Annotated in this window: 16 protein-coding genes; 11 read left to right on the forward strand and 5 right to left on the reverse strand. The window is 37.8% G+C overall.

Annotation, left to right across the window (positions count from 1 at the left end; all coding sequences use genetic code 11):
- The first annotated feature begins 85 nt into the window (after positions 1 to 85).
- A complete protein-coding gene (locus AC2IP4_RS14660; RefSeq protein ID WP_486310989.1) occupies positions 86 to 1,213 on the forward strand; it encodes an acyl-CoA desaturase in 1,128 nt (375 codons plus the stop codon).
- Positions 1,214 to 1,280: 67 nt separating this feature from the next.
- On the opposite strand, the gene AC2IP4_RS14665 is transcribed toward AC2IP4_RS14660, so the two are convergent.
- Positions 1,281 to 2,246, reverse strand: a complete 966-nt coding sequence (locus AC2IP4_RS14665) for a S1 family peptidase (RefSeq protein WP_375320339.1) — start codon at positions 2,244 to 2,246, stop codon at positions 1,281 to 1,283.
- Positions 2,247 to 2,453: 207 nt separating this feature from the next.
- On the opposite strand from AC2IP4_RS14665, the gene AC2IP4_RS14670 reads away from it, so the two are divergent.
- Positions 2,454 to 3,467, forward strand: coding sequence for an acyltransferase (locus AC2IP4_RS14670; protein WP_375320338.1), 1,014 nt, complete (start codon positions 2,454 to 2,456; stop codon positions 3,465 to 3,467).
- Between the two features lie 4 nt (positions 3,468 to 3,471).
- On the opposite strand, the gene AC2IP4_RS14675 is transcribed toward AC2IP4_RS14670, so the two are convergent.
- Positions 3,472 to 4,377 carry a LysR family transcriptional regulator gene (locus AC2IP4_RS14675; RefSeq protein ID WP_486310990.1) on the reverse strand — a complete coding sequence of 302 codons (906 nt, stop codon included), beginning with the start codon at positions 4,375 to 4,377 and terminating at the stop codon, positions 3,472 to 3,474.
- Between the two features lie 207 nt (positions 4,378 to 4,584).
- Here AC2IP4_RS14675 and AC2IP4_RS14680 point away from each other — a divergent pair, with 207 nt between their 5' ends.
- The gene (locus AC2IP4_RS14680; protein WP_375320336.1) at positions 4,585 to 6,636 is read left to right on the forward strand and encodes an alkyl/aryl-sulfatase; all 2,052 of its coding nucleotides are present in this window, start codon (positions 4,585 to 4,587) and stop codon (positions 6,634 to 6,636) included.
- 145 nt (positions 6,637 to 6,781) lie between these two features.
- The gene (locus tag AC2IP4_RS14685; RefSeq protein ID WP_375320335.1) at positions 6,782 to 7,156 is read left to right on the forward strand and encodes a hypothetical protein; all 375 of its coding nucleotides are present in this window, start codon (positions 6,782 to 6,784) and stop codon (positions 7,154 to 7,156) included.
- A 5-nt stretch (positions 7,157 to 7,161) separates the two neighbouring features.
- Here AC2IP4_RS14685 and AC2IP4_RS14690 read toward each other — a convergent pair whose 3' ends face one another.
- Both AC2IP4_RS14690 and AC2IP4_RS14695 read right to left on the reverse strand, forming a co-directional pair.
- Positions 7,162 to 8,067: a DUF808 domain-containing protein gene (locus AC2IP4_RS14690; protein ID WP_375320334.1), complete on the reverse strand. Its 906-nt coding sequence runs from the start codon at positions 8,065 to 8,067 to the stop codon at positions 7,162 to 7,164.
- A 145-nt stretch (positions 8,068 to 8,212) separates the two neighbouring features.
- The gene (locus AC2IP4_RS14695) at positions 8,213 to 9,394 is read right to left on the reverse strand and encodes a DUF5666 domain-containing protein (RefSeq protein WP_486310991.1); all 1,182 of its coding nucleotides are present in this window, start codon (positions 9,392 to 9,394) and stop codon (positions 8,213 to 8,215) included.
- A gap of 82 nt (positions 9,395 to 9,476) precedes the next feature.
- On the opposite strand from AC2IP4_RS14695, the gene AC2IP4_RS14700 reads away from it, so the two are divergent.
- The 7 genes from AC2IP4_RS14700 to AC2IP4_RS14730 all read left to right on the forward strand — a co-directional run bounded on the left by AC2IP4_RS14700 (position 9,477) and on the right by AC2IP4_RS14730 (position 16,253).
- The gene (locus AC2IP4_RS14700) at positions 9,477 to 10,142 is read left to right on the forward strand and encodes a response regulator transcription factor (protein WP_486310992.1); all 666 of its coding nucleotides are present in this window, start codon (positions 9,477 to 9,479) and stop codon (positions 10,140 to 10,142) included.
- Complete coding sequence (locus AC2IP4_RS14705; RefSeq protein ID WP_486310993.1) at positions 10,117 to 11,373, forward strand: sensor histidine kinase; 1,257 nt, start codon at positions 10,117 to 10,119, stop codon at positions 11,371 to 11,373. The genes AC2IP4_RS14700 and AC2IP4_RS14705 overlap by 26 nt, the downstream gene beginning before the upstream one ends.
- 71 nt (positions 11,374 to 11,444) lie before the next feature.
- Complete coding sequence (locus AC2IP4_RS14710; RefSeq protein WP_486310994.1) at positions 11,445 to 12,617, forward strand: YcbX family protein; 1,173 nt, start codon at positions 11,445 to 11,447, stop codon at positions 12,615 to 12,617.
- An 87-nt stretch (positions 12,618 to 12,704) separates the two neighbouring features.
- Positions 12,705 to 13,121: an RNA-binding S4 domain-containing protein gene (locus AC2IP4_RS14715; RefSeq protein WP_486310995.1), complete on the forward strand. Its 417-nt coding sequence runs from the start codon at positions 12,705 to 12,707 to the stop codon at positions 13,119 to 13,121.
- Between the two features lie 189 nt (positions 13,122 to 13,310).
- A complete protein-coding gene (locus tag AC2IP4_RS14720) occupies positions 13,311 to 13,640 on the forward strand; it encodes a DMT family transporter (RefSeq protein ID WP_130086500.1) in 330 nt (109 codons plus the stop codon).
- Positions 13,641 to 13,712: 72 nt separating this feature from the next.
- The gene (locus AC2IP4_RS14725; protein WP_375320328.1) at positions 13,713 to 14,330 is read left to right on the forward strand and encodes an NAD(P)H-dependent oxidoreductase; all 618 of its coding nucleotides are present in this window, start codon (positions 13,713 to 13,715) and stop codon (positions 14,328 to 14,330) included.
- Between the two features lie 6 nt (positions 14,331 to 14,336).
- A complete protein-coding gene (locus AC2IP4_RS14730) occupies positions 14,337 to 16,253 on the forward strand; it encodes a monovalent cation:proton antiporter-2 (CPA2) family protein (protein WP_486310996.1) in 1,917 nt (638 codons plus the stop codon).
- Positions 16,254 to 16,384: 131 nt separating this feature from the next.
- On the opposite strand, the gene AC2IP4_RS14735 is transcribed toward AC2IP4_RS14730, so the two are convergent.
- Positions 16,385 to 17,899 (reverse strand): DUF3612 domain-containing protein, encoded by a 1,515-nt coding sequence (locus AC2IP4_RS14735; RefSeq protein ID WP_375320326.1) that lies wholly within the window; start codon positions 17,897 to 17,899, stop codon positions 16,385 to 16,387.
- Between the last annotated feature and the right edge of the window lie 104 nt (positions 17,900 to 18,003).

An 18,003-nucleotide genomic window follows, 5' to 3' on the forward strand; every position in this document is an offset into this window, starting at 1 on the left:
CATATTCCTACCTTACTCTTCTTGACTAAAAGAACGACACAAATTATTCTAGCGCACAACTGTACGCTTAAATGGAATCTTTATTATGACCCAAGGATCTAGACCTCCAATTATTTGGTTAAATGTATTTGTCTTTACATCAAGTTTGTTACTTGCTTTTGTTGCAACCCCTATTTATGCCTACTATCACGGTTTAGGTGGAGAGCATTGGTTATGGCTTCTATTGGCTTTTAGCTTTTGCAATCTATCCATTACAGCTGGCTATCACCGCTTATGGTCACATAAAGCATATAACGCTCATCCTGCCTTACAATTTATTTTTGCTTTAGGTGGTGCTTTTGCCCTGCAAAACAGTGCGCTGCATTGGTCTTCTGATCATAGAGTTCATCATCGCCATGTAGATAATAATGACAAAGACCCCTACTCAGCCAAGCGTGGGTTTTGGTTTTCTCATATTGGTTGGATGCTACGTCATTATCAGCCAGCAACTTACAACGATTACGCAAACTGTCGCGACCTGAAAAAAGATGCCGTTGTAATGTGGCAACATAAGCATTACGTCTTGCTTGCTCTACTAATGAACTTTGGTATTCCGTTATTATTAGGGGTCATTTATGGGGATATTATCGGCATGCTGTTAATGGTCGGCGCCGTACGTTTAGTATTAAGCCACCACACAACTTTCTTTATCAACTCACTTGCTCATATTTGGGGTTCTCAACCCTATACTGAAAAAAACACCGCGCGTGATAATGGAATTTTAGCTGTATTTACTTTTGGTGAGGGTTACCATAATTATCATCACATTTTTGAAAATGATTACCGTAATGGTATTTACTGGTGGCAATATGATCCTACAAAATGGTTTATTAAAAGCTGTTCATGGTTTGGCTTAACCACTAAGTTACGAGTTAGCCCTCAAGCTAAAATAGAAAAAGCTAAAGCCCTTATGTTACGTAAGAAAGCGGAAGATAAAATTGCATCGCTTCATAATTATCATGCAATTAAAGAACATTTAGAAGCTGAGTACGATGCGCTGATTGAACGTATGTCAGAGTATTACGACTCGAAAAAACAGCTTCTTGATAATAAGAAAAATGTCTTATCGAAAAAATATGAATTGGCAGTTCTTAGTGTTCAACATAAACAAATTAAGCTACAGTTTGAGCAACAAAAAAGAGCATGGAACAACCTTGTTTTACAATACGTTTAATTTTGTTTTAACGTAAATAAAAAGGGCAGCCAATAATTAGCTGTCCTTTTTACGATGTCCAATACCATCAAAGTGATTTTTTACGGTAGATACTAAGCATAAGTAGCCCAAGCAAACTACCAAAAGCAAATGCACCACCCGAGCTGTCACTTAAATCTGTCGCGGTTCTTGTTGCAGATATTTCACCATTCTGCGCTTTACGTATCCAATCCGCATATTGACTAACATCGGTAAAAACTGATTGTGCAACCAGTGCTCCATCACCACAAACACTAGGTCCAAAACTAACAATACCTATTTGTGTTTTTACACCGTTGTTATCCCAAATTAACGGACCTCCAGAATCCCCCTGACATGTTGCTGTCACTAAATTACTGTCATCAAAAGAGCTTCCTTTTGCGCAAACCTGCTTAGTTGATGTGGTAAAATTAGTCCATATATCGCATACATCAGGGGTAACGTATGTAACCGTCGCTTGCATCAAATCAACTTGGCTATTTGCTGCACTTGAATTTAACCGGCCATAGCCGATAATTTTAAAGTCTTCCGCGGGGGGGGATCTATACTCTTGGCCTTGAACTGTAGAGTCACCTAATATTGCAGCATGTATTGATGTATATGTAGGTAAAGGTTGAGATAATTCAAGCACTGCCACATCATTAAGTAACGTTGAGTTATTATAGTCACTCGGATAGTAAATATTTTTTACTGCCACTCTTTGTGCAGCCAGCATTCCTTGCCCATCATTCGCTTCTATGACAACTTTCATATTCCCAATACGGTAAGAAGCCACATCATAAACGCAATGTGCTGCCGTTAAAATATGAGTACTATCTAATACGGAACCACCACAAAATGGATAAATAACCCCCGGTTGACTCTCATACTCAAACATCAGGGACGCCATAAATGGGTATTCAGCTACATTGACAGAATCCCCTCCGACAATATATGGGGCGATATTAATGTCTTCTGCTTGTAGAGCAAAAGAGCACAATGATAATGGTAATACCAAACCAAGAACTGCTTTCATCTTTATTCCTTGATACGCAGACAATATATGTTAATAATATACCAGTAAGTTGTTTTAATTTTAGCTTATGTTTGTTGTTTTATCATCTTCAGTAACACTTTACGTTGCAGTTAACATATTTCAATGTCCTTACATAAATCAGACACTTTATAGCGATATTTAAAGTACAACTAAGCTAACCAAAATAAATAATGAGTAGGAAATACGATGGGAAGAATCTTCTTTTTTGATTTACTAAGATGCATTGCCGCAGTAGCGGTAGTTGCCATTCATGTACTTGCCCCCTATAGAAATGAACTTAACATAATTCCGTTTGAGCAATGGGCAACCGCAGTATCAGTAAATAGTTTAAGTCGCTGGGCCGTACCAGTGTTCATTATGATTACTGGTGCACTGATGCTAAGCGATAAACGAGAATTTAATGCACCTTATTATGTAAAAAAACGACTTGGTAAAGTGCTTGTTCCTTTCTTATTCTGGTCTGTATTTTACGCTTTATTTTCAGGATTAACTGCACAAGGGTATGATTTTGAATCAGCAAAAAGCGTTCTTATCGACCTTCCTTTTGAATATACCTATTACCATTTAGGGTTCTTTTATTATTTTATTCCCCTCTATATTGTTATTCCTTTCTTGCGAGTAATCGTGCAAAAACTGGATAACACAGCATTATTTTCCATTATTGGGATATGGTTGCTAACAACCTGTTTCTTCTTAGCTAAATTTGAAGGTCCATGGAGTACTGAGATCTGGCTATACAGTGGCTACTTATTATTAGGTTATGCTCTATACCAACGAATAGAATTAAACAAAAAGAACACCATAATCGCACTTATTATTGGACTTACCGCCCTAGCAACGACCACTTATATGGTGATCAGCCAAAGTGTATTACTGGATGAATATACCGTTGGAAAATGGCTGTCCTATAAAACTATAAATACAGTAGCAGCGGCTGGTATGCTATTTTTTGTATGCCGTTACTATGGTGAATCACTGTCTGATAAATCCCGCACCATTGTTGGTTTTATTAGTACCTATAGCCTAGGCATTTACTTACTTCACCCATTGTTCTTATGGCCTATGAAAAACTTTGAATGGTATGCAGGCCATAATCCAATGTGGGTCATTCCTGTTTGGGTTGTTCTAAGTGGTGCAGGCGCACTTGGTTTGAGCTGGCTGCTGTCTAAATCCCCAAAAACGGCATGGCTTGTACCTTAAACGCTTAATTCTTTTCGGCTGCGATAATTAACTGTCGCAACCATTTATTTGCCTTATTATTTTCAAATTTAGTTGGCCAGATCATATGTGTTTTAATAGGTTTTGTTGCAAATGGGGGTATTAATTTCTGTAATTCAAAACTATGTTGATATTGAGAAACTAATCGAACAGAATTAATACCAATCAAATCCGATTGAGCAATACACGCCATCATCCCTAGCATCGACGTATGCTCACTTCCCATTTTTCTATTCGGTAATACCTCTTCAGACAAATAATCAGTCATGGTTTGTTTAAACCGACGCATATTCAAAAAAGCATGCTCTTCTTTAAAAAACATATCCGCATTAAGTGACTTATCAACTCTTGGATGCCCTACTCTTGCAATACAACAAATTTTGTCTTCCGATACGATCATACTTTGTAAGGAAGCCTGTCTTGGTTTAACTACGTCTAAGACCAAATCAACCCTTTCCAACATTAATGCATCAATGATTTCAATATCACTGCTTGGTAACTCCTTTAGCGTTACTTTAATCGTCGTATCTTTCAATAATTCTCGCAGTCTCATTTGTAATTGTGGCAAGACTGATTCTAATGCATAAATAACAAAAGTACGCTTGGTTGAATATGGATCAAACATATCACCATCATCAGTTGCATTAACGAGTGTCATTACTGAAGGTTCAACTTGCTTAAATAAATTCTCACCATACGCCGTTACTTCTACCCCTCGTCCCGAGCGAATAAATAACTCATTCCCTAAAGCACTTTTTAATCGACGAATCGCATTACTAACGGAGGATTGAGTTAGATCTAGCTCTTCAGCGGCTTTAGTAAATGAGCCGGTTTGGCATACCGATACAAAAACGCGTAATAAATTCATATCAAAGTCTTTTTGCTTTGGCATTTCTTACTCCCCGAACTCATTCACTGAGCACATTAATACATTTATACATTTATATTATAAATAGTAAGCATACAGTTTTCTCTATTTTTAAAATATATAGAGATCACTAATATAGATTTCAGCACTGAGGCAGTACGGTTAATTCATAGCCTCACAGACATATTTATATTCAACGTAATTTACTGATAAATTTAAACAGGTGGATTTATGAAAAAAACTCTTTTAGCCATGGTTATCTCTTCAATGTCTTTAGGTGCAATCGCAGCTGAACACGATCATGAACATTTCAGTGAAATTGGTAAGCAAGGCGGTAAACCGGCAACCAAAACAACAATAGAAAACAATGAAGCCTTTGCTAAAACCTTAAACTTTTCTGATACACGAGCATTTGATAATAATAACCGTGGACTTATCGCTTCATTTGATCAAAAAACAGGTGACATTATCCGTAACAGTTTTGATTTTATTGACCCATCAACAGCTAACGCAGATAACGCGCCAGATTCAGTTAACCCATCATTATGGCGCCAAGCGGTATTAAACCAGGCGGCAGAAGGTCTTTACGAGGTCGTTCCAGGAAAAATTTACCAAGTACGTGGTACTGACTTGGCTTCTATCTCATTTATCCGTAGTGATAATGGATGGATCGCATATGATGTATTATTAACTAAAGAGTCAGCGAGCCAATCATTAAAATTCTTCCAAGAAAACGTTCCTGAAGGTGGTAATCTACCTGTTGTTGCCATGATCTACTCTCACTCTCATGCCGATCACTTTGGTGGCTCTGCAGCAATTAAAGAAGCCTTTCCTGATGTAAAAGTATATGGTTCAAAATTTATTACCAAAGAAATCGTAGATGAAAACGTATTAGCAGGTAATGCAATGTCTCGCCGTACCGCTTATCAATACGGAGCAACGCTTAATCGTCATGAGCATGGTATTGTTGATGCGGCATTAGCAAAAGGCTTATCTACTGGCGCCATCACCTATGTGCTTCCTGATTACGAACTAAACCATAACGAAGAAATTGAAACACTGGTTATTGATGGTTTAGAAATGCAATTTATGGATGCTTCAGGTACAGAAGCGGCATCAGAAATGGTGACTTACATCCCGAGTTTAAAAGCATTGTGGACAGGTGAACTTACTTACCAAGGTATGCATAATCTTTACACGCTTCGCGGAGCAAAAGTACGTGATGGACTAAAGTGGTCTAAAAAAATCAATGAAATGCTAGTGACTTGGGGTGAAGACACCAATGTATTATTTGCCTCTCATTCAGCACCAGTCTGGGGAACAGAAGAAATTTCTGATTACCTAAAAATGCAACGAGATGCTTACGGTTTTACTCATAACCAAACGCTTCGTTTGGCAAATAACGGCGTAGTTCTGCAAGACATGGGCGATGAAATATACACGGTAATGCCAGAAAGCATTCAAAAAACGTGGCACACCAATGGTTACCACGGTACTTATTCTCATAATGCTCGTGCGGTTTACAACATGTATTTAGGTTATTTTGACATGAACCCTGCAAACTTAAATCCATTACCAGTGAAACCAGAATCTGCAAAATTTGTTGAATACATGGGTGGCAGTGAATTAGTTCTAGAAAAAGCAGAAGCTGATTTTGAAAAAGGTGAATATCGTTTTGTTGCTACTGTATTAAATAAAGTCATTCAAGTAGAGCCAAAAAACAAAGATGCTCGTAAATTACTAGCAGACACATATGAACAATTAGGCTATCAAGCAGAAGGGGCGGGTTGGAGAAACATTTATCTTACTGGTGCTCAAGAATTACGTGTAGGTACGTTACCTGGCGCACCAAAAACGGCGTCTCCAGATGTACTTGCAAACATGACAATTGAAAACTTACTTGATTATTTGGCGGTACGTGTTGATTCAATGAAAGCCCAACATACACCTTTCACATTAAATATTGTTATTCCTGATGAGAAAGAAACGTATTTTGTGGAAATGTCTAATGGCAACTTAAATAACATCTTAGTTGATAAAGAAATGAAAGCGGATGCGACACTGTTAATCAATCGAGCTGATGTATCACAAATTTTACTAGAGAAAACGACACTAAAGACCTTACTAGAAAATGGTAGCGCAGGCATTAAAGGGGATAAGACGGTACTGCAAAAACTAACAGGCTCGCTAACCAATGCTGACGCTAAATTTGAAATTGTACCTCGCCCAGAAAAAGGTGAAGAAGTCGATGCTGAGTTATACGAGACCGCTCATAAACATTAATTCAATCAACCTTTCCAAATAAAGTAACTCACAGCAGATGCTAAGTAACATCGGCTGTTTATTTTCTACCTTCAAAACAACTTTAAATATCACCTATACTAAAAATATGAATAAGTGATATTACATCTACCTTAGAGGCCACCTTATGAATCAACTTCTTATCAAAATTGTCATTCTCACTTCAAGCTTATTCTTTTTAGGCTGTGCAAAAACAACCACAGTCACAGCCCAAAACGAAATCACGCCTCATTCTGTTGAGGTATTTTATAGCCCTCCAACAGAAAGAACCTATACCGAATTAGGAATGATAAATACTCAAACAGGGCAAACTATCTTTCATGACAGAAGTAATGAAGGCATGGTAAAAAAACTGCAAGATGAAGCTCAAAAACTTGGCGCAGATGCCATAATTGTTAGAGCATCAAAAGAAGGGACGTGGGGAATGAAAGGTGGCGGAAATACTGGCTTCGAACGTGGTAACGCCGAAGCCATTGCAATTAAATTTACAGATAAAGAGTAGCGTTATTAAGATTTAATCTTCTGATAAGTACTAATTACAGCAAGAAGAAGAAAACCACTCACTAACCCTATGAGCCCATTACCAACCGTTGAGTATGTCGCAGCAATATAAGGAATAGTAGGAAGTAGACTAACTACGCTTTCTAACGCATGGTGAACAAATGGAATACTGTGAACAACAATGCCACCCCCCACTAAAAACATTGCGATGGTTCCAACTACCGTTAAGAACTTCATTAACTTTGGAGCCATTGCTACTAAGCCGTTACCAACAGAACCCATGAAACCTTTTCCTTCACTTTTACGTTGAAGGTAAAAGCCAAGATCATCCATTTTGACAATACCTGCGACTAAACCATACACACCAATGGTCATCAGTACAGCGATTAAACTCATGACTAATACTTGAGTAATAAACGGATGCCCTTGAACCGTTCCAAGCGCAATAACAATGATCTCAGCAGATAAAATAAAATCGGTACGAATCGCCCCTTTTATCTTCTTCTGTTCATAATCTTCAATATCTTCTAGATTTGTTTGCTTTTCTTTTTCATGATCTTCTTTTACATCATGGTGATGAAAGAATTTTTCATGTACTTTCTCTGCACCTTCAAAGCACAAGAACAAGCCACCAATCAATAATAATGGCGTAATTAACCAAGGTGCTATTGAGCTGATTAACAACGCTGCAGGAACCAAAATTAACTTGTTTCGAAATGAACCTTTTGCTACACCCCACACTACAGGAATTTCACGTTCTGCTCGTACACCAGACACTTGCTGAGCATTAAGCGCCAAATCATCACCTAATACCCCCGCAGTTTTCTTTGCCGCCACTTTTGACATCAAAGCAACGTCATCAAGTACTGATGCAATATCATCTAATAGTGTTAATAAACTTAACCCTGCCATGTTGTTTCCTTATTTTTCGATTTCACTACATCTAATAGTAGATAGTAATCCTAATTTATCGATTGTCATGGCTTATTTTTTAGATAGTACCTAAAAACAAAAAACCACTGGCTTATAAAGGCAGTGGTTTTAATCTATAGCGAATTTAATCGTTGTCTTTACGCTCAATTTCACTTGCTATGTACTGGCCATTGATTAAATAAGCATCAACTTCAATATCCATTCCAGTGTCTAGATTTAAGATCGTTAAATTATCATCAAATTCTGTACTTGCTGTCATATATATTGTTTTCTCACCTTGAAGTGTATTCATAATAAAAGACTTTGTTTTATTAATATCAACATTATCAGATACTATCTTCCCAATAAATTCAATATCATTCGAATCAGGCCAATCATTCTCGTCAGAATCCTGTGTTTCAAATTCAATTTCTAACACTTGGTTTTTTCCATTAACTTCTTTTGCTGTCACTTCAAGATAAGTTCCAACAGCTAGATTTTCTTTCTTACCGTCTTCATATATCGTATTACTTGTAACAAAAAAACGGCCTTTATAATTTAATATAAATGAAGATTTATCCTTTGCCACATTGGTAATAATACCTTCAATATCGGTATTTTGGTCTAAGTCATTATACCCTTCAACTTCAATGCTTTCGGCTTTGAATATTGAACCATCGATCGTTCCTGTAACCTCAACCCACTGGCCATTGCTTAATAGAGCATTGTCTTCAATCTGGGCATTCTCATAATTTACGATTAAATTTGAACCTAGGATAAACTGATGATCTTCAAGATGATTTAACAATCCTTCCATCTCAACTTTGCCATGATCATCAGGTTCAAATTTCACAATAGATAATACGTGATAACCAGCGTTAGCAGTGGGTAATGAAGATATCATGACCCAATCACCATTATCAATTTCAGTTAATAGTACGTTATCCGCAGAAAGAGCTACTCCATTAATTTTGAAATCACCTGTTTGTGGGTTAATTTCAGTAATCAACCCAACCATAGTTGGTTCTAGAGTTAATTTAGCATTACTCACAGTTAGTAAGTTAGCTTCGTCATTTGTAGATAATCTCACCATCATATTAGCTTTAAGATCATTCAATGAAATATCATCTTTATTACCAAAAGAGACACTTGTAACATGATAATCAACACCATTCATTGTTACTTCATTAGCTAAAGGATTAATAGACTCAATAGTGCCTTCAATCACGTTTGCTTGAGCATGAGAGGATACAGTATCACCCGAATCATCCGACCCACAACCAGATAACATTACAGTTCCTAATAATAAAACAGCGACTTTTTTCATTTTTTAACCTAATTATTATAAATTATGTACTTTATAGGAGTACTATAATGAGATAAGTGTGAAGGATTCGTGAAGAAGATAAATGAAAGTATTAATTGTTGAAGATAATCACCACGTAGCAGAGACCATTGCCGATTATTTAGAGTTGGTAGGCATAGATATTGACTGCGCTTATCACGGCGTTGCGGCGATTGAAATTCTAAAAAAAGAAAGCTTTGATGTCATAGTAATGGATATCATGATGCCAAAATTAGATGGTATCAGCACTGTTGAATCATTAAGAAACGATCACGCTTGTAGCACTCCAATTCTGTTTTTAACAGCCAAAGACACCCTTGAAGATAAAATTCACGCCTTTGAAGTGGGTGGAGACGATTACCTTGTAAAACCTTTCGCTATGGAAGAATTACATATGCGGTTATTGGCACTCTCTAAACGCGGCCGCCGTACCGACATTGGTAAACTAACGTTCAAAGATATGGACATGGATATCAAAGGTGGCACCTTATCTCGTCAACAAAAATTAATAAAACTGGCCCCTATTCAATTAAAAATTATTGCATTATTAATGAAAAAAGCGCCTGATATAGTCAGTAAAAATGAACTTATCGAACATGTTTGGGGTGATGAATCACCATCAAGTGATGCATTGCGAAGCCATTTATACACAATAAGAAACGCCATTGATAAAGGCTTTGATACACCAAGACTAGAGACGATTCATGGAAAAGGCTACCGACTTAAATAGCACAATAAAACACCCAAGTTTCTTCAAAAAGATACGTTGGACGTTTGGCATATTGACGTTTTTAATGTTTGCTTTATTTTGGTCTGTTATCTACATAGCGGAAGACCAATTAGAAATAATTAGTCTTCATCACTGGCTTGATACCGAAGCAAATCAATATATAGGGAAATACCCCCAATTAGGTGAAGATACTCCCCTTCCTAATGAAGAAGAGTTCTCGACTTATTGGAGCGAAAAAGATCACCCTCTTTGGTTAAATGTCTATAAAAAACCAGGGCTCTACGAGCAACAACTTGGAATTGAAGATAAACATTTTATTGTAAAACCACACCCATCAGGTTCGGGGTTATTGTATATCCTCTTTCAAGATGACTCTGATGATTACTTAGATGAATATGAAGCAAACTTGCACATATTAACCTTAGCTCTTGGTGGTATTTCTACTATTTTAATGATTTTATATGGCATCTATTTTGTCCGTAGTATTTCATTACCTCTTCGTCATATACAACGTAAAGTGGAGCTCATGTCTCCAGAATATGATGATTTCACGATTGATACTAAATACCAAGAAACACGAGATATCGAAAGAACTCTCCTAGAAAACAAACATCATATCGCTCAGTTTTTTACCCGAGAAAAAGAGTTTAGCCGCTTCGCCTCACATGAATTAAGAACGCCTATTATGGTTATTCAAGGCTCTGCTGATTTACTGGCAAAAGTCCCTAGCCAACCTAATGTGGCTTTAAAAGCGATTAATCGCTTACATCAAGCCAGTGAAGAGATGACTCTGCTAACAGAAACCTTTTTATTACTCGGCAAACAAGAAATTGAAAGCCACCATTTTCATCAATATCAGATTGAGCAAATATTACAGGCTCAACTAGCTCACCTAGAACCATTGTTCGCCAAGCAAGAAATGGGCGCCGAGCTTTCAATTGAAAAAGGAGACGCTTGCCTTGCTCCAAGCAGTTTTATTACTGTTGTGATAAATAACCTGATTAAAAATGCATTTAGCTACAGTGTTGGCGACATTCAAATTTCATTAAAACATAACCGTCTGTGTATCATTAACTGCCATGATGGTAATGATACCTATAATGCTGGTTATGGTTGTGGGTTAGTCATTGTTGAACGCATTTGTGAGCGCATGAATTGGCCATTTGAAATACAAAAAACAGATAAAGATTTCATTACTACCGTTATATTTAACTCTTATGAATTTAGCTAACGTCACTATAGAGAATAAATAGGACTGTAAAATAGACTTTGATACACTTAATAACAATTACAACACAAAGAATGGATGCCACAGTGAGCCAAGAAAATTTAATGTCACGTTTATCAAACATCAATGTATATCCTGTAAAATCAATCGCAGGTATTTCACTATCTAGTGCTCAGGTTGAAAAGCAAGGCTTACAATGTGACCGCAGATTCATGGTTGCGTCTTTAGATGGGAAAATGATTACCGCACGTACTCACCCACAAATGGTTAAAATCAAAGCCATTATTGAGCCTGATGGATTAGTTCTATGCTATCCAGGATTGATTGACCTGCATTTCACCTTTGATGAATTAGAAATGAAAGAGATCGATACAACCGTTTGGAGTGATACTTTTACGGCTTACTCCACCACAGAAGAAGCTAATCAGTGGTTCAGCTCTATTTTAGGTACTGAAGCACAATTACTATTCTCTGGCGAGCAATCCAATCGTATACGTGAAAAAATTCAAACCAATGTTAGCTTTGCCGATGGTTATCCATTGTTGGTGATCAGTGAAGCTTCACTTGCTGAATTAAATAATCGCAGCAACAGCCATCATACTATGGCTCAATTTCGTACTAACTTAGTCGTTTCAGGTAATGAAGCCTTTATTGAAGATTCTTGGAAACGTATTCGTATCGGTGAAGTAGAGTTTGAAGTAGTTAAACCTTGCCAACGTTGTATTTTAACCACTGTAAATCCAAATACCGCTCAATATCATCCAAATAAAGAACCGCTAAAAACATTCTCAACGTTCCGTGCCGATGACTCTGGTAATGTCTACTTTGGTCAGAACCTCATTGCTAAAAATGAAGGCGTGATTAAGGTCGGAGATAAGATCGAAGTATTGGAAACCAAAGAGAAAGAATATTATGCAGATTCAGGTTCTATTGCTACTACTCAACGAGTCACAGTAGATCCAATAAAAGAAAAAGAAAGCACTAAATCAGAAGAGATCACCATCAGCTTAAACGGCAATTTATTCACTGGAAACACTGAAGAACCTTTACTTCAACAAGTTGAGGCGACAGGACTTAGCATCAATTACAGTTGTCGTTCAGGTTTATGCGGTGCTTGTCGTGTCACTTTAGAATCAGGTGAGGTTGAGCAAGAAGACTCTCCTGCACTAAATCAGCGCCTTAAAGATGCAGGAATGATCCTAGCATGTTGCTCTGTACCTAAAACGGATATTGAAGTGGTTGATTAATACTTTCCTTCATAGGCAGAGAAAGGCGCTAGGACGATGCCTTTCTCTCAGTTACAATAGTCACAATTCGTAATTAAAGAGATCCTCATGTCAGATCAAGAAGAATTTGAAGTAGAAGCGATTGGCGTTGAAGTAAATGTTCAACCTATCGAACTCTATAAAGTATTAAAAATTGCTAATGTTGTGAATGGCGGTGGTGAAGCTAAGCACATGATTAGTGAAGGCTATGTAGGTGTAAATGGCGAATTAGAACAACGTAAACGTCGTAAAATGTATGATGGGGATGTTATTGAATTCAATGAAGAATATTACGTTGTTATCTGTGATACTCCAGTGGGTGAATTACCAGAAGTTGAAGAAAAGCCTCAATTTATTTCAGTAGAACCTGAATATACAGAGCCAAAGCCTAAAAAAGCGAAAAAAGAAAAAAAGAAAAAACAGAAACCAGAAACGCCAACGACAGTTGATCCTAACAGCGGTCGCCGTTCCATTAATTTCTTCTAATTCTGTTTCAATTTCAAGCCCCTATCTTCAGGGGCTTATTTATTATGTCCACTACAAATATTTTATCCTTCTTTCTGATTATTACAAATATGCAAAAGTAATTATTTATTTCATCTATTATCATTAAATATGAAATAGCTATACTCTTCTCAACTTAATAACACCTTGACTCTAAATAGGAATAATAAAATGGGATGGCTTTTTCTCTTTCTTGCGGTTACTTCTGAAGCGCTTTCACATGTCGCCCTAAAAGCAACGGATGGTCTTTCACACCTTGTACCTAATGTGATTGTTATTACCGGACACTTAGGGGCTTTTTACTTTCTTAGCCAAGCGATGAAAACATTACCGGTTGGTATCGCGCACGCTTCTTGGGCAGGTTTGGCTATTATTGCTGTTACTCTTATTTCAAGTGCGTTTTATCACCAACATTTAGACAGCAAAATTTGGCTAGGTATTGGATTTATTAGTATCGGAATTGCGATCATAAATCTTTCATCAGTTCCACATACCCATTAAGCCCCTTTTATTGCTATGATTGTAGAGTATTCAAGATTTACTTTATAAACTTAGTAAAAACAAAGAGGTTTTATGACAAAGCAACCCAAAAAAGTATTGATATTATTTGCTCATCCTTCTCAACATCGTTCAGAAGTGAATGTCTCTCTAATAAAGGCAGCAAAGAAAATCGATCATGTCACCGTGGTTGATTTGTATCATGACTACCCGAAATTTAATATCGATATTGATAAAGAACAGCAACGCTTGCTTGAGCATGATGTCGTTATTTTTCAATTTCCACTTTACTGGTATTCGACCCCTGCGATTTTAAAAGAATGGCAGGATATGGTACTTGAATATGGCTTTGCTTATGGGACAGAAGGTAAATCGTTGGAGGGTAAAATTTTTCTATCAGCCATTACAGCAGGCGGTAAAGAAGAAGCTTATCAAACCAATGGTTATAACCAATTTACCATTCGTGAATTGCTGCACCCTCTTGAACAAATGGCGTCTTTAACCAATATGGTATACATCGCCCCATTAGTGTTATTTGGTGCTCGAACTGCGCTAGAAGATCAGCGTGTAGAAAGACACACAGAACGATTTAAAAACTTACTCTCTGCGTTAATTAATGATCGCGTGGATATTTCAGTGGCGAAAACCTTACCCAAGCTAAACCATTCATTCGATAAATTTATTAAGGATTAACGCATTATGACGGGATATTTTTTACAGGCTTTTATCTATCTCTTTGCCGCTGTTATTGCTGTTCCTATTGCTAAACGTCTTGGTCTTGGGTCTGTACTTGGCTACTTAATTGCTGGGGTGGTTATTGGCCCTATCATTGGTTTAGTGGGTGAAGAAACAACAACCATTCAACACTTTGCTGAGTTTGGTGTAGTAATGATGTTATTTCTTGTCGGCCTTGAACTTGAACCAAAAATGCTATGGGGAATGCGTAACCACTTAATGGGATTAGGTGGCTTACAAGTGAGTGGAACAACTGCCATTGTCATGGGTATAGCTCTGTTCTTTGGTCAGCCTTGGACCATTGCCCTCACCATCGGTTTAATCTTCGCCCTCTCATCAACCGCGATTGTATTACAGACCTTTAATGAAAAAGGGCTAGCAAAAACTGAAGGCGGTCAAAATGCCTTCTCTGTATTATTATTTCAAGATATTGCCGTGATCCCAATGTTGGCTTTTATTCCATTATTGGCATTGCCTGAATTAATAGAAAAAGCACAGTTAGCCGCAGCAACCGCTGCAGAGCACCATGATGAAATAAGCATAGTGGCAGGATTACCAGGCTGGGCTTATGGTTTAGTGATTACCGCATCGATTGCGCTTGTTGTGGTTGGTGGTCATTATCTTAGCCGTCCACTGTTTCGCTTTGTGGCAAGCTCAGGCCTGCGTGAAATATTCACCGCAACGGCATTGATGCTTGTGATTGGTATTGCGGCTCTTATGAGTTTAGTGGGGCTATCTCCTGCTCTTGGGACTTTCTTAGCTGGTGTGGTATTAGCGAACTCCGAATTTAGACATGAACTCGAATCGAATATTGACCCATTCAAAGGACTGCTGCTCGGTCTGTTTTTCATTACTGTTGGTGCAGGAATTGACTTCGGTATTCTGTTTGATGATTTCTTTACCATTATCGGTTTAACGATTGGGGTAATGGCACTAAAAGCCGCAGTTCTATATGTTTTGGCCTTAATTTTTAAGATCAAAAACAGCAATCGTTGGTTATTCACATTAAGTTTGGCACAAGCAGGTGAGTTCGGATTTGTACTGTTAAGTTTTACGGTTCAAAACCATGTATTACCACCAGAAGTCGCACAGCCATTATCATTAGTTGTTGCCCTTTCTATGTTCTTTACGCCGGGATTATTCATTCTTTTTGATAAAGTGATTTTGCCTCGTTTCCAACAAAAATCGAATGACCGTGAAACTGACAACATTGATGAAAAAGGCACGGTAATCATTGCCGGCGGTGGCCGATTTGGCCAAGTAGTCAATCGTTTCTTAGTATCAAACCATGTAAAAACAGTAGTTCTAGATCATCAAGCAGATCAAGTAGATATACTTCGCCAAATTAATACCAAAAGTTATTTTGGTGATGCTACGCGCCCAGACCTACTACATACCGCAGGAATCGAACATGCAGCAATGTTAGTTGTAGCTATCGATAACCAAGAAAGCAGTGTTGAACTAGTTAAATACATTAAACACACTTATCCAAAAGTAAAAATACTCGCTCGTGCTTACGATAGAGGCCATTCTTATATGCTTCGTTGTGCTGGTGCTGATTTTATTGAATCAGAGACCACTCGTTCAGCTCTTGAGATGGGGGCAGAAGCTATGCGTGGATTAGGCCAGCACCCATTCCATGTTGAACAGCAAAAATTAGCGTATAAAAAGGTAGAAAACGAAAGCTCTGATAAATTGTACCAAGCATGGTTAGACGATTCAGAGGGTGAACGATTTGATAATAACTATCGCAAACTTTTCATTGAGCTTGAAAGTACGATCAAACATGCAATGAGTAAAGATCGTTCTGATAAACACAACCAATCAGAGCGTGCATGGACACCACCACCAAAAGGCTACGCTGATGATCTTGATGAATAATCAAATGATACCAATTCCATTAATTATCTGATCTATTTAGTTACATTGGTATGAATCAATAGCTCAAATATCTATACATAAAAATGCCCTACTCATTACTGACTAGGGCATTTTATTTTAAAAAAAACGTTCTAATCTTTACATTCAGAGTAACAACTTGGTTTTCTTGGGCAAACAGCACCACGAGAACAAATTACTCTCGCATCCGTTTCTAACCCACGCTCAATCCAATTAATGTTCAATATCTTAGCGACACTAATTAGTTCTCTTTTTATTCCTTTTGCTATTGGGCTTTCACCGCCATTTTTCACACACGCTTTTTGTAGATCACGAGCTAATGACACCGCATCTTTACCTTGTGCCTCAATCGCAGGATTTAAATCTATCCCCGCACACAACACTCTATTATTCCCCGCGGGATCTGTCATGTTAACTGATTCACAGCAATATATTCTCGGCTCATTACCCACGTTTAGAATGGATATTTGCGCCGAACTTCCCTCTTTAGGCTCTGATAACCGTCTAAACACCGCCCAATGGTGACAAGGATCATTCACTTGTTTCATATTTCCCCAAGGCAAAGGAATACCATTTCCCCGATACACAGCTTTAAGCTTTCCTGGAGCATACGCATCAAAATAGTGCCAATGGGGGTAAGGAGAAACGACAGTCATACGCCTCATCGCCACAGAAGGAGAAACACCAGCCAAGCGATGAGCGTCTATCTCATAGCCATGTCTATCAAGCAATTGCCTAAACGGCACTCGTGGACACAATAGCGCACCAGCAAAGAAACTGGATTCAAAATCACGCCACGCATTTAAAATATCTTGAGCATTAAGAGAGCTATCTGTGTGATGGATCTCATCATCAAACACACGATGGCTACCAACAGATAATGAGCTCTTTAATCCTTCTTTGTTATGTAAAACACAGTGTCCAATATAAACGGCTAAATCGTATTTTAATCGCGTTGGATGATTCTTTAAGATCTCATTCAAATAAACTGTACATGGCGGTTCAAAGAAAGAGGTTAATAACTCTTTACCATTAACACCAAATTCATCTACGACTGATTTAGGTGTTTCTTTTACCCATTTAAAGATCAAACCATGTTTAGCGGCAATATCCATCATCTGCTCAACACTGAGTGGCAGTTGTTTTAATCCAACCTCTTCAGCTGCGCGTTCTAGATCTGGGAAATGGTTTTGGTTGTTTTCTTGGTGAGCTCGAATAAGAAGATGAGCAAATTGGCGGCCTGTCACTCCTGTCTGATTGAGCATTTCAGGGATCGCGATTTGAAGGATATCATTAGAGAACAGAAAACTCGGTTCCAATGCCATACCACTAATACCGCCCTTTCTACCCTTATCAGGTGTAATGGCTTGAGACTCTGGCTCACTGTCTAAAAACCACGATGACTCTTTTTGAAATACCGTAGCGATAACTTCTAACATATCAGCGCTGGGAACCCGCTTTCCCCTCTCTATCATTGATAGATAAGAGACTGACGGTGAATTCTCAGGATCCACACGAATGCATCGCGTAGAAAGATCTTCCATCGTTAAGTGATTGCGTTTTCTCAGATTACGAATTTTTGTTCCAAGAAAATGACTTTGTCTAATTATACTTTTTGACTGACGCATCTTGTAAAATTCACACTGTTAAGTTTTTGTTGTGAAATTGTAACCAAAACTACACTAAGCTTCAATACAAGTAAGCAAACAACTCTGACCAGTGTGACTTACTT

The sequence above is a fragment of the Aliivibrio thorii genome, from assembly GCF_057368585.1.

What these genes read in the sequence shown, in the direction of transcription:
- AC2IP4_RS14660 (WP_486310989.1), top strand. Translation starts at nt 86, where the DNA reads ATGACCCAAGGATCTAGACCTCCAATTATTTGGTTAAATGTATTTGTC.
- AC2IP4_RS14665 (WP_375320339.1), bottom strand. Translation starts at nt 2,246, where the DNA reads ATGAAAGCAGTTCTTGGTTTGGTATTACCATTATCATTGTGCTCTTTT.
- AC2IP4_RS14670 (WP_375320338.1), top strand. Translation starts at nt 2,454, where the DNA reads ATGGGAAGAATCTTCTTTTTTGATTTACTAAGATGCATTGCCGCAGTA.
- AC2IP4_RS14675 (WP_486310990.1), bottom strand. Translation starts at nt 4,377, where the DNA reads ATGCCAAAGCAAAAAGACTTTGATATGAATTTATTACGCGTTTTTGTA.
- AC2IP4_RS14680 (WP_375320336.1), top strand. Translation starts at nt 4,585, where the DNA reads ATGAAAAAAACTCTTTTAGCCATGGTTATCTCTTCAATGTCTTTAGGT.
- AC2IP4_RS14685 (WP_375320335.1), top strand. Translation starts at nt 6,782, where the DNA reads ATGAATCAACTTCTTATCAAAATTGTCATTCTCACTTCAAGCTTATTC.
- AC2IP4_RS14690 (WP_375320334.1), bottom strand. Translation starts at nt 8,067, where the DNA reads ATGGCAGGGTTAAGTTTATTAACACTATTAGATGATATTGCATCAGTA.
- AC2IP4_RS14695 (WP_486310991.1), bottom strand. Translation starts at nt 9,394, where the DNA reads ATGAAAAAAGTCGCTGTTTTATTATTAGGAACTGTAATGTTATCTGGT.
- AC2IP4_RS14700 (WP_486310992.1), top strand. Translation starts at nt 9,477, where the DNA reads ATGAAAGTATTAATTGTTGAAGATAATCACCACGTAGCAGAGACCATT.
- AC2IP4_RS14705 (WP_486310993.1), top strand. Translation starts at nt 10,117, where the DNA reads ATGGAAAAGGCTACCGACTTAAATAGCACAATAAAACACCCAAGTTTC.
- AC2IP4_RS14710 (WP_486310994.1), top strand. Translation starts at nt 11,445, where the DNA reads ATGGATGCCACAGTGAGCCAAGAAAATTTAATGTCACGTTTATCAAAC.
- AC2IP4_RS14715 (WP_486310995.1), top strand. Translation starts at nt 12,705, where the DNA reads ATGTCAGATCAAGAAGAATTTGAAGTAGAAGCGATTGGCGTTGAAGTA.
- AC2IP4_RS14720 (WP_130086500.1), top strand. Translation starts at nt 13,311, where the DNA reads ATGGGATGGCTTTTTCTCTTTCTTGCGGTTACTTCTGAAGCGCTTTCA.
- AC2IP4_RS14725 (WP_375320328.1), top strand. Translation starts at nt 13,713, where the DNA reads ATGACAAAGCAACCCAAAAAAGTATTGATATTATTTGCTCATCCTTCT.
- AC2IP4_RS14730 (WP_486310996.1), top strand. Translation starts at nt 14,337, where the DNA reads ATGACGGGATATTTTTTACAGGCTTTTATCTATCTCTTTGCCGCTGTT.
- AC2IP4_RS14735 (WP_375320326.1), bottom strand. Translation starts at nt 17,899, where the DNA reads ATGCGTCAGTCAAAAAGTATAATTAGACAAAGTCATTTTCTTGGAACA.